Origin of the sequence: Delftia deserti, from assembly GCF_042653485.1 — a bacterium.
GTDB classification, from domain to species: Bacteria; Pseudomonadota; Gammaproteobacteria; order Burkholderiales; family Burkholderiaceae_C; genus Comamonas; species Comamonas acidovorans.
In genome coordinates this window covers 1275119-1287542 of the sequence record NZ_JBHSIH010000001.1, presented here as the reverse complement: position 1 = coordinate 1287542, position 12424 = coordinate 1275119, and the positions used below count along the sequence as shown (strand labels likewise).

Genomic DNA, 12424 nt, shown 5'->3' with positions numbered 1-12424 from the left:
CCGGACCAACCAACAGGAGGCATGACGCTATGGGTCAATCACAGGGTTCGGTATGGGTGCGTGGCGGCACGGTGGTGAATGCAGACCGGCAGGAGAAGGCCGACGTGCTGTGTGTGGATGGGGCGATTGCGGCCGTGGGGCCGGATGTGGCGGCCCTGGTGCCGGCCGGGGCGCAGGTGATCGATGCCTCGGGGCAGTTCGTCATGCCCGGCGGCATCGATCCGCACACCCACATGCAACTGCCCTTCATGGGCACGGTCACGGCCGATGACTTCTACACCGGCACGGCGGCGGCGCTGGCCGGTGGCACCACCAGCATCATCGATTTCGTCATTCCCGATCCGCAGGAGCCGCTGCTGGACGCCTACCGCAAATGGCGCGGCTGGGCCGAGAAGGCTGCGGCCGACTACTCGTTCCACGTGGCCGTCACCTGGTGGAGCGACAGCGTCCATGCCGACATGGGCACGCTGGTGCGCGAGGAGGGCATCAACAGCTTCAAGCACTTCATGGCCTACAAGAACGCCATCATGTGCGACGACGAAACGCTGGTGAACAGCTTCAAGCGCGCGCTGGAGCTGGGCGCCATGCCCACGGTGCATGCCGAGAACGGCGAGCTGGTCTACCTGCTGCAGCAGGAAGTGGCCAAGATGGGCATCACCGGGCCCGAAGGCCACCCTCTGGCCCGCCCGCCCATGGTGGAGGCCGAGGCGGCCAACCGCGCCATCGCCATCGCCGGCGTGCTGGGCGTGCCCATCTACGTGGTGCATGTCAGCTGCACCGAGGCGGCGCAGGCCATTGCCGCCGCCCGTGCACGCGGCCAGCGTGTGTATGGCGAAGTGCTGGCCGGCCATCTGGTGATCGACGAAAGCGTGTACCGCGACCCCGACTTTGCCAAGGCTGCCGCCCATGTGATGAGCCCGCCCTTCCGGGCCAAGGGCCACCAGGAGGCCTTGTGGCAGGGCCTGCAGTCGGGCCAGCTGCACACCACGGCCACCGACCATTGCACCTTCTGCGCTGCGCAGAAAGCCATGGGCAGGGACAACTTCGCCAAGATCCCCAACGGCACCGGCGGCGTGGAAGAGCGCCTGGCCGTGATCTGGGACGCTGGCGTGAACACCGGCCGGCTGACGCCCAGCGAATTCGTGGCCATCACCTCGGCCAACACCGCGCGGCTGTTCAACATCTATCCGCGCAAGGGCCTGGTCGGCGTGGGGGCCGATGCCGATCTGGTCGTCTGGGACCCTGCCGCCACCCATACCCTGTCGGTCAAGACCCAGCATTCCAAGGGCGACTACAACATCTTCGAGGGCCGCACCGTGCAGGGCATGCCCAGCCACACCATCAGCCAGGGCGTGGTGGCCTATGCGCAGGGCGATCTGCGTGCCGAGATGGGCCGTGGCCGCTATATCAAGCGCCCGGCATTCGGCCCCAACTTCGACGCGGTCCAGCGCCGTGCCGCCGCGCTGCAGCCCACGGCCGTGGCGCGCTGAAGCCCGCATGACAAGGAGACAGCAATGGATACAGATACCCAAGTGAAGCAGGACATCGCACAACTGCGCGTCAACGGAAGCCGGCTGTGGGATTCACTCATGGAGCTGGCGCAGATCGGCGCCACGCCCAAGGGCGGCGTCTGCCGCCTGACGCTGACCGACCTGGACCGCCAGGGCCGTGACCTGGTGACCCGCTGGGCGCGCGAGGCAGGCATGACGGTGACCATCGACAAGATCGGCAACGGCTTCATGCGCCGGCCCGGGCGCGACAACAGCCTGCCGCCCATCATGACGGGCAGCCACATCGACACCCAGCCCACGGGCGGCAAGTTCGACGGCAACTACGGCGTGCTGGCGGGGCTGGAGGTGGTGCGCACGCTCAACGACCACGGCATCGAGACCGAAGCGCCCATCGAGGTGGCCTTCTGGACGAACGAGGAAGGCTCGCGCTTCGTGCCGGTGATGATGGGCTCCGGGGTGTTTGCCCGGGCCTTCACGCTGGAGCATGCCTATGCGGCCACCGACTCCGAAGGCAAGACCGTCAGGGACGAACTGGAGCGCATCGGCTATGTGGGCGGCCAGGAGCCCGGCGACCACCCGATCGGTGCCTATTTCGAAGCGCATATCGAGCAGGGCCCGGTGCTGGAGGACCATGCCAAGACCATTGGCGTGGTCACCGGCGTGCTGGGCATCCGCTGGTACGACTGCGTGGTCACGGGCATGGAGGCCCATGCCGGCCCCACGCCCATGGCGCTGCGCAAGGACGCGCTGCAGGCGGCCGCGCAGCTCATGCAGGAAGTGGTGGCCTGCGCCCACCGCCATCCGCCCCACGGGCGCGGCACCGTGGGCATGGTGCAGGTCCATCCCAACAGCCGCAACGTGATCCCGGGGCAGGTCAAATTCAGCATCGATCTGCGCAACGCCACCGATGCCGACTGCGAAGCCATGGACGCCGACATCCGTGCCGTGGCCGCGCGCATCAGCCAGGAGACGGGGCTGCCCATAGCGATCAACCTGGTCTCCAGCTACCCGGCCCAGCCCTTCCATGCCGACTGCGTGGATGCGGTGGCGCGCGCTGCCAAGGCCCTGGGCTACTCGCACATGCCCGTCGTCTCGGGCGCCGGGCATGATGCGGTCTACATGGCGCGGCTGGCACCGGCCGGCATGGTGTTCATCCCCTGCAAGGACGGCATCAGCCACAACGAGATCGAGGACGCCACGCCGGCCGACATCACCGCAGGCTGCAATGTGCTGATGCACGCCATGCTGGAACGCGCCCAAGTGGTGGGGTGATCCAAAAATCTGCTCAACTTGCCCGGAAGCCCTGTTTTGCACTGCTATACTTGCGGCTTCAACAAACGACAGGCGCGTAGCTCAGCTGGTTAGAGCACCACCTTGACATGGTGGGGGTCGTTGGTTCGAGTCCAATCGCGCCTACCAAATATATTGGTAAAAAGCCTCTCGGATAAAGTCCGAGGGGCTTTTTTTCGTCTGGACGATCTTTCTCGTGCAAATCCTGGCCCCTGCCCAGCTCGGAATTTGCATTGTTTTGTTTCGATGGCTTTCCGTGCTGTTTCCGTGACTGTGGCGCAATTGCTTCAATAAGCGCTTGCGTCAAAAAAAAAGATCCTGGCAGCGCTGATTTATGGGTGGCATGCTTATTCATGGCAGGGCTGCCACTGATGACCATTTCATGCACAGCCATGGTGCATTGGCCACCTGCCCATGCCCTGCCCATGCCCCGCCCGTTCCAGGTCGGCAGCTCTCTTCCAGTCACCCTCCAGTTCCCGGGCCTGCATGGCTTTCGCCGCGATCTTGCCACCGGCTCTTCCTGGCGCCGCTCTTTGACGCCACGATGTCGATATCACTGATTTCAGTGATATACATGTGGTGAAAATATATTGAAAATCCATTTTCAATAATCAATCGACTTTGCCAGGATTTTCTGCAGGCGTTTCTCTTGCGTTGGCATGCCAATGCTCCCATTGAACCTTCTCTTAATGAGAATGGCTGCATTGACATTAAAGAAAATGTTTGTAACTATCCGGCCGGTCTTTGGCCAGGGCAGGTGAATCGGCGTCGGAACCACAGCTTTGAAGGGATCGGATCGATGGCGGGTACGGACAGCGGGGCGGAAGCGGGCGGTCTGAAAGCCCGCCTGATGGCGGCGGGAGCCGCCGATGTGCATCTTTCTCGGCGCAATGCTGCGGGGTTCGACGGTCTGGTCGCCTACGTGGTGGGCGGAGAGCGCGATACCCTGCAGGCTGCCCTGGCTGGCGCAGGCGATGCGGTGGTGCGGGTCAGCGCCTTGCCGCTGGATGACATGGGCGCCATCGACGAGGCCGCCCTGGCCGCATTGCCAGTCTGGTCGCCGGGCGCGGTCGACGCCGCGCAGCGGCAATGGGGCAGCGCCCTGGTCGCCCGGCCTGCCGTGCAGCCGGCTTCCCACCTGCACCTGTGCGATCTGCTGCCCGGCCGGCCCTTGCTGGGCGATCCGGCGCCCGCACCTGCGGCGCGGCGCGGCACGGTGCCTTTGCACGAGCGCATTCCTGCCATCCACCATTCGCCTGCGCTGCCGGACGCGGGTGTCGGATATGCGCTGGAGCAGGCGCTGGTGCGAGCGGCTGCGCGTCCCGCAGCGGGCATCGTCCATGTGGCTGCCGATCTTTCCCAGTCCCGCACCAGCTATGCGCAGCTGCTCGACGAGGCCTGCCGTGCCTTGGGCGGGCTGCTGGCCCTGGGGCTGAAGGCGGGTGACACCGTCATCGTGGATGCCGGGGACAGTCGCCACCTGCTGCCCGTGTTCTGGGGCTGTGTGCTCGGCGGCCTGGTGCCGGCGCCTCTGGCACTGGGACCGGCGGCGGCCGGGGGGGCCGGCCTGGAGCGGCTGCTCAACTGCTGGGAGGTGGCGGGCAGGGCGCCCGTGGTCGGCTCTGCGGCAGCCCTGGCCGGCTTGCGGCCCCACGCCGCAGCGCTGCAGGGCATGCAACTGCTCGAGGCCCAGGCACTGCAGGCGGGTGCGCCCGCCCAGCCCTCGGCCAGCGCCGGGCCGGCGCAGCCCGCACTGATGCTGCTGACTTCGGGCAGCACCGGCACGCCCAAGGGCGTGGTACTGAGCCGCGGCAATCTGGCCGCCATGATCAGCGGCGTGCAGCAGCAACTGCGCTTCGTGCCCGGCGAGACCGCGCTGAACTGGATGCCGCTGGATCATGTGGGTGGCGTGGTGTTCCTGTGCGTGATGCCTACGGTGCTGGGCCTGGACCAGGTCCAGGTGGATACGGCCACCATTCTCGAGGCTCCCGCGCGCTGGCTGGATCTGGTGGCCGAGCACCGGGTCGCAGCGGTGTGGGCGCCCAACTTTGCATTCGACCTGCTGCTGCGTGCAGCCCGCAGCCAGGCACCCGGCCATTGGGACCTGTCCTGTTTGCGCATGCTCATCAATGCCGGGGAGCCGGTGTCGGAGCCGGTCCTCGTGGATTTCGAGCGCCGCTTTGCGCAGGACGGGCTCAGGCAGGGCGCCGTCTGGATGTCCTTCGGCATGACCGAGACGGTGTCTGCGTTCTCGCTGCGCTGCTGGACAGCGTCCGGCGAGGCGGTGACCAGCCTGGGCCACCCGATCGCAGGCGGTGCACAGCGCATCGTGGACGATGCAGGCCGCACCCTGATGGAGGGTGAGATCGGGCGGGTCGAACTCAGCGGGCCCTCGGTGTTCTCGGGCTATCACGGCCGGCCCGACCTCACGGCCGAGGCGCTGCGCGATGGCTGGTTCCAGACCGGCGACATGGGGTTCCTGCGTTCGGGCGAGCTGCACATCGTGGGCCGCGTCAAGGAAATGATCATCGTCAACGGTGCCAATTTCTACAGCGCCGAGATCGAGGAGGCCGCTGCGCGCGTGCCCGGCCTGGACCGCCAGGGGCTGGCTGCCATCGGCGTGCGCCCGGCCGGCGCGGCCACCGACCAGTTGGTGCTGTTCTTTCACGCGCCAGGCGCTGGCGAGCCGCAACTGCGCCGTTCGCTCATGCGCGCCTTGCGCATGCGCCTGGGCCAGGACCTGGGATTGGCCGTGGACCATTTCATTGCCGTGCCGCCCGAGCGCCTGCCGCGCACGGGTGCCGGCAAGGTGCAGCGCGTGGAGCTGCGCCGCCTGGTGGAGGCAGGGGCCTTCGATCGCGAAATCAAGGATGCCGCCTGCCTGATCGGCGGTGCAGGCACCGTGCCTGCCTGGTTTGCCCGGCCCGTATGGCGCCCGCGCCAGCACGATGCGTCGCCGGCCATGGCGCCTGCGCAGGCGCATGCGTTGACTGTGGCGCTGTGTGGTGCCGGCGCCCAGGCGCTGGCGCAATTGCAGGCCCTGCAGCCCCGTCACCGCTGGATGGCGCTGGACGATACCGGGTCACCGGCCGATGCCGTGGCCGCGTTGCGCGAGTGGGCGCCTGATGTGCTGGTGCTGGCCGGTGAACAGGCGCTGGCGCCTGGCCTGCTGCAGGCAGCCCGCTGGCTGGCGGCCCCCGGCGGGCATGTGCCGGGCCGGTTGCTGGTCTGCGCAGGTACGGGCCAGGACGAGGGCCAGCGGGCGATGGCGCGCGCGGTCCTGCGCAGTCTGGAGGCCGAGATGCCTGCCTTGCGCTGCCGCCATGTCGCCTGGGGCGACGCCGGTGTCGCTGCCGACGCCGACGCCGACGCCGACGCCGACGCCGACGCCAGTGTCGTTGCCGATGCCGCCGTTCTTGATGCCGCCGGGCTGTGTGCGGAGCTGGGCTGCAGCCAGCGCGAGCCCGAGGTGCTGTGGCATGCCGGCGTGCGGCGGGTGCGGCGCCTGCTGCCCCTGGTTCCCGAGGCTGCAGGGCATCAGGGATTCCAGGAGCAGGGGCTGTACCTGCTGGCCGGTGGGCTGGGAGGCGTGGGCTTTTTGCTGGCCCGGCACCTGCTCGGCCGGTACCGCGCCCGGCTGCTCATCGTCGGCCGTGCCCCTGCTGTGGAGCGCCGGCAGCCGCTGGAACTGCTTTCGCGCAGCGGGGCGCTCCTGTACGTGCAGGCCGATGTCACCGACCCCGCCGCCCTGCAGGCCGCGGTGGTCCAGGCGCAGCAGCACTTCGGACAGACGCTGGCCGGCGTGGTGCAACTGGCGGTCGAGTCGCGCCTGGCCCTGTGTGCGGAGGAAGAAGAGCAATGCTTTGCCCGGGCGCAGCGCGCCAAGGTCGAGGGAACGCGCCATTTGCACGCCCTGATCGCCCACGATCCCCGGGCCCTGTTCCTGGTGGCCGGCTCGGTCATGGGCCTGCTGGGGGGGCGCCGCGTGGCTGCCTATGCGGCGGGGGATGCCTGGCAGATGGCCTTTGTGGAGCGACAGGCGCACAGCGCCGGTGGCGCCCGCTGCCGCTACCTGGGTTTTTCGGCGTGGCGGGACACCGGCCTGAGCCGCCAGGTGTCGAACCCGGCGCTGTTCGCCGCCTCGGGCTATCTATCGATCGATGAGGCGCAGGGCCTGCAGGCCTTCGAATTGGCGGTGCGCGGCGAGCAGCCTGTCATGACCGTGGGCCTGGACTTCGGCCATCCCCGCCATGCCGCGCTGCGCGAGGGCGCCATCTGCGGTGCCGATGAGCTGGTCTGGGTGCGTGAAGGCGCCGCAGTCGACGCGCGCCGCGCCGGCGAAGAGGAGCAAGTGGATCAAGTGGAGCAAGTGAATGAAGTGGCCGGCAGCGGTGACCCGTCCGCACCGCATCGGTGGCTGCGCGATGCCTGTGGCCGGCCGGTGAGCGTGCCGGTGCTGAACGTCGCATCCCTGCCCACCGATGCCCGGGGGGCGCTGGACCGCGCGGCCCTTTTGCGCCTGGCTGCGGGCATGGCATCCAGCGCAGCGCCACGCAATGCGTTCGAGCGCTACATGGTGCGCCTGTGGTGCAAGGCGCTGGGCCTGGCCGACTGCGGTGTGGACGACGACTTCTTCTCGCTGGGCGGCAATTCGCTGGGGGCGGCGCAGATCGCGGCGCGCACGCGGGAGCTGTTTCGCGTCGATATATCGATGGCCGAGCTGTTGCGCCACCCCTGCATGGCAGATTTTTGCCAGCGCGTGATTGCGCTGGAATCCCGCCCGGGAATCACGCTGGCCATTGCGGGCCGGCTGTTCGAGATCGAAAGCATGACCCCTGATCAAAAGGCGGCCGCCCACGGCGCTGCAGCAACCAAGGCGCTGCCATGAGCACGGGCGGTTTTTCCGACGACGATCTGCTGGCGGCCCTGCTGGCCGAGGATGGGTTCGAGCTGCCAGACACGCAGGCGCCAGGCGCCGCGCCGCGTGCCGCAGATGCGCCCGTGACCGCGCTGTCGGCGCAGCAGCGGCTATGGATGATGGAGCGCATTCATGGGGCTCGCGGCGAGTTCAACCTTGGCCTTGCCGTGCGCTTTGGTGGCGCGGCGCCCGATGTGGCCGCGCTGCAGGCCGCACTGACCGCCCTGGCGCAGCGCCATGAAAGCCTGCGTGCGCGCTTCGAGGATGCCGATGGCGAAGCGGCGCGCCTGGTCTTCGATGCGCTGGATGCATTGCCGCTGGCAGTGCACGATGTCGGCCCGGCATCGATGCCGCAGGCGCTGCAGGACGCGGCGGCCCGGCCTTTCTCGCTGGAGCGGGGCAGCCTCTTCCGGGCCGATCTGTTGCGCGCCCCCGGCGAGCAGGTGCTGCTGCTGGGTTTTCACCACGCCATCATCGACCTGTGGTCGGCCTCGCTGGTGCTGCGCGAGCTGGCCGCTCTCTACGCCGCGCAGCTGGGCGAGGCGGCCGCAGACCTGCCGCAGCCGCAGCGCTTTGGCGACTACGTCGCCTGGCTGGGCGACAGCGCCCGACAGCAGGCCGTGCCGGCCCTGACAGCGTACTGGCGCAACAGGCTTGCAGGCCTGCCGCCGCTGCTGGAGCTGCCCTTTGCCGGGCCGCGCGAGGCGGGCCAGGACCGGTGCGGCCGTATCGCGGTGGTGCTTGCGCCCGCGCTGGCGGCGGACCTGGGAAGATTCGCCGCCGCCTGTGGCACCACGCCTTTCACCGTGGTGCTGGCCGCCTTCAATGCCGTCCTGGCGCGCTTCACCGGCCAGGACGATCTGGCCGTGGGCGTGCCCGTGTCCAACCGCCACCGACCCCACACCGGCGGCACCGTGGGCTTCCTGGTGGAGACCCTGGTGCTGCGCACCGACCTGCGCGCAGACCCCGGTTTTGCAGCCCTGGTGGAGCGCGTGCGCGAAGCCTGCCTTGAGGATTTTGCCCACCAGGACCTGCCGCTGCAGGCCGTGGTGCAGGCGGTCAACCCGCCGCGCCTGCCGGGGGTGCAGCCGCTGTACCAGGCCATGCTTGTCTTCCAGGCCCTGCCTGCGCTGCGCGAGGCGGCCGGCGATGTCCTGCTGACGGGACAGGCCGTTCCCCTGCCTGTGGCACGGGCCGATCTCACGCTGGAGCTGGACCAGGGGCGCGACGATGGCGCCATTGCGGGCTGGCTGGAGTACCGCGAGGGCCTGGTGGATGAGCAGGTGGCTCAGGCCATCGCCATCGCATTGCCGGTGCTGCTGCAAGCGGCGCTGGCCCAGCCCTCGCTGCCGCTGTCCGTGCTGCCGCTGCAGCGGCCGGCCGACGCACGGCGCGGCCTGGACGCACTGCATCCGGCGCCGCTGGGCGAGCGCATCGAGAGCGCAGGCAGCCTGGCGGCGATGTTCGAGCGGCGCGCGCGCCAGTCGCCCGCCGCGACTGCGCTGATAGATGCGGGCCGCGCAGTCAGCTACCAGGAACTGGACCGGCGCTCGGCGACCCTGGCGGCGCACCTTGTCGCGCAGCTTGGCGCATCGATGGCCACGGGGGCCGGGGCAGGGGGGGCTGCAGCCGGCATTCCCGTGGCCGTGTGTCTGCCGCGCGGTGCCGACCTGGCCGTGGCCCTGCTGGCCGTGCTGCGCGCCGGCGCGGCCTTTGTGCCCATGGACCCGGACCATCCTGCGCAGCGCCTGGCCTATATGCTGGCCGACAGCGGTGCATCGGTGCTGCTGGCACAGGGCCGGCCCGCATGGCTGCCGGCCGCAGGCGCTCCCCTGCTCATCGATCCCGGCATGCCGTTGCCGGAGGCCCAGGCGCCTGCGCTGTGCATCGGCCCCGATACCCTGGCCTACGTGCTCTACACCTCGGGCTCCACGGGCGAGCCCAAGGCTGTCATGGGGCTGCACCGCGGCGCCGTGAATCGCCTGCTGTGGATGTGGGATGCCTATCCCTTTGTCGCGGGCGAAGTGTGCTGCCAGAAGACCACGCCGGCCTTCGTCGATTTCATCTGGGAGTTCTTCGGCCCCCTGCTGGCGGGCGTGCCCAGCGTGGTGCTGGCGCATGCCGATGTGGTGGACCCGCATGCCTTTGCCGGCGCACTGGCGCGCCATGGGGTGACCCGGCTGGTGGTGGTTCCCTCGCTGCTCAAGGCCCTGCTGGAGCCGGCCGCTGATACGGCAGGCCTGCTGCCCGCGCTGCGGCACTGTACGGTCAGCGGCGAGGCGCTTTCCAGCGACCTGGCCGGCCGCTTTCTTGCGGCCCTGCCGGGCTGCCGCCTGGTCAACCTCTATGGCTCCTCTGAAATCTCGGCCGACTCGACCTTCCAGGAGGTGACACAGGCCGGTGGCCATCTCGTTCCCATAGGCCGGCCCATTCCGGGCCACCGCATTGCGGTCTGCGACGCCGCTGGCCAGGCGCTGCCCGTGGGGGTGGCAGGGGAGATCGTGGTGGGCGGCGATGGCCTGGCGCTCGGCTACCTGGGCCGCGAGCGGGAGACCCGGCAGCGCTTCCAGCCCACTGCGGCCCTGGACGGCGCCCGGGGCTTTCGCACCGGCGACCTGGGCCGCTGGCGGCCCGATGGCGGTCTTGACTGCCTGGGGCGGCTGGATCGGCAGATGAAAATCCGTGGCGTTCGCGTAGACCCTGCGGAGGTGCGCGCGGCCCTGTTGCTTCACCCCGGCGTGGCCGACGCGGCCGCCGCCGGATGGGTGGGCACCGACGGCGAGACCGTCCTGGCCGCCTGGGTGGTACACCTGCCGGGGCATGCGCCCGCGGCCTCCGCACTGCATGCCTGGTTGCACGATCGCCTTCCCCGTGCAGCGCTGCCCAGTGCCTATGTGCGTCTGGCGCAGTTGCCGCTCAATCCGAACGGCAAGGTCGATGTGCGCGCCTTGCCGGCCCCGGGCCCCGACGACCTGCCGGCGAGCGGCGAGGGCAACGCGCCCCGCCTGCCGCTGACGGCCGCACAGGCGCGCCTGGCCGATGTCTGGGAGCGCGTGATCGGCTCCCGTCCCGGCAGCGCCGACGCGGATTTCTTCATGATGGGCGGGCATTCGCTCAATGCGGCCCGGCTGGCCCAGGCCGTCCGCCAGGAATGGGGCGTGCCGCTGGACGCGGCGGCCGTGTTCGAGGTGCCGACGCTGGCCGCCATGGCGACGCGCATCGGCCAGGCTGCGCCCGGCGCGGGCCTGCCGGCCATCGGCCGGGGGGCGGCGCATCCGGGGCGCGAGGCTCGCGCCTCCTCCAACCAGGAACGCCTGTGGCTGATCGAGCAGCATGAGGCCCAGCGCGGCGCCTACAACCAGGTGGTGTGCTACCGCACTTGCGCCGGGCTGGATGCCGGAAGGCTGGAGCAGGCACTGCGCGCCGTGGTGCTGCGCCACGAGGCCTTGCGCACCCGCCTGGTGCTGCGCGATGGCCTGCTGTGGCAGCAGGTGGGGGAGGCCGGTGATTTCTCGCTGTGTCGGCGGGATCTCTCGGGCCCCGGTGCCGAAGCGGCGCTGGAGCGCTTTCTGGACGACGAAGTGGCGCGGCCGACTGCGCTGGACCACGCGCTGCCCTGTTCGGCCACGCTGGTCACCCTGGGCATGCACGACCACGCGCTGGTGATTTCCATGCACCACACGGCGGTGGACGGCCAGTCCTGCGAAATATTCATGCGGGAGCTGGCGCATGCGCTGCAGGGCGGTGATCTGTCGGCGCTGCCGCAGCCCCTGCAATGCATCGATGTGTCCGAGTGGCAGCGCGCCTGCGGCGATAAGGGCCTGTGGGCACCGCAGCTTGAATACTGGCGGCGCGCACTGGCCGCCGCCCCCGCCGTGCTGGGACTGCAGCCCGAGCGCATGCCGCAGCGGCGCAGCTACCGCAATGCCCGGGCCGCACTCTGCCTGCCGCCGGCGAGCATGCAGCGGGTGACGGCAGCGGCGCGGCAAGCGCGCACCACGCCCTTTGCGTTGCTGCTGGCCGTATGGGCTGCCACCCTGGCACGCTTTGGCGGTGATGCCGAAGTCATGGTTGCAACCCCCGTTTCCGCGCGCGAACGCGAGGGCATGGACAGCGCGGTCGGCTTCTTCAGCAACACCGTCGTCCTGCGCGTGGGCGTCAGCGGCAGTACCGGCCTGGATGTGCTTGCCCGCAACGTGCGCGACCAGCTGGCCGAGGCGCTGCGCCACCAGGATGTGCCCTTCGCCCAGGTGGTGGAGGCCTCGGGCGTGCCCCGCGCCGCGCAGCGCCCCGCGCTGGCACAGGCGATGTTCGTGCTCTCCCGGGGGCAGGACTGGGATCTGGTGTTCGACGGGCAGCGCGTCCCGCCCCGTATCCAGGCTGCACCGGTGTCGCGCTGCGACCTGTCGCTGGCCTTGCTGGCAGGGCAGGGCGAAGACGACCTCGTGCTCGGCGGGCATATCGAATATGCGGCCGATCTCTTCGGCCCCGCGCTGGCGGCGCGGCTGGCTTCGGCTTTTTCGGCCCTGCTGGAGGCCGCCTTGCAGCAGCCTGCCGCGCCGCTGGACGGCCATCCGCTGTGCGATGCGCATGAACAGGCCCTGCTGGACAGGCTGGCCTGCGCTGCGGCGCCGCCGCAACGGTTGAACCCGCCGCACCGGGGTCCGCAGCGGCTCGATGCGCTGCTGCGCCGCGCCGCCGCGCA

At 69.7% G+C, this 12424-nt stretch carries 4 protein-coding genes and 1 tRNA gene (1 of these 5 only partly in view); all 5 read left to right on the top strand.

Translation table 11 applies throughout. The annotated features are described in order from the left end of the window. Positions 1-29: 29 nt before the first annotated feature. Positions 30-1490 carry a dihydropyrimidinase gene (gene hydA / locus ACFPFG_RS06095; protein ID WP_183017414.1) on the top strand — a complete coding sequence of 487 codons (1461 nt, stop codon included), beginning with the start codon at positions 30-32 and terminating at the stop codon, positions 1488-1490. 24 nt (positions 1491-1514) lie between these two features. Beyond that, positions 1515-2783, top strand: a complete 1269-nt coding sequence (locus ACFPFG_RS06090; RefSeq protein WP_197956769.1) for a Zn-dependent hydrolase — start codon at positions 1515-1517, stop codon at positions 2781-2783. Positions 2784-2853: 70 nt separating this feature from the next. Beyond that, positions 2854-2930: transfer RNA gene (locus ACFPFG_RS06085), tRNA-Val, on the top strand. A 721-nt stretch (positions 2931-3651) separates the two neighbouring features. Continuing rightward, positions 3652-7689: an SDR family NAD(P)-dependent oxidoreductase gene (locus tag ACFPFG_RS06080; protein WP_380105601.1), complete on the top strand. Its 4038-nt coding sequence runs from the start codon at positions 3652-3654 to the stop codon at positions 7687-7689. After that, positions 7686-12424, top strand: partial view of an amino acid adenylation domain-containing protein gene (locus ACFPFG_RS06075; RefSeq protein WP_380105599.1) — the beginning only. 6343 nt of this gene lie beyond the right edge of the window; 4739 of the gene's 11082 nt are visible here — the first part of the coding sequence; the start codon lies at positions 7686-7688; its stop codon lies beyond the right edge, outside the window. The genes ACFPFG_RS06080 and ACFPFG_RS06075 overlap by 4 nt, the downstream gene beginning before the upstream one ends.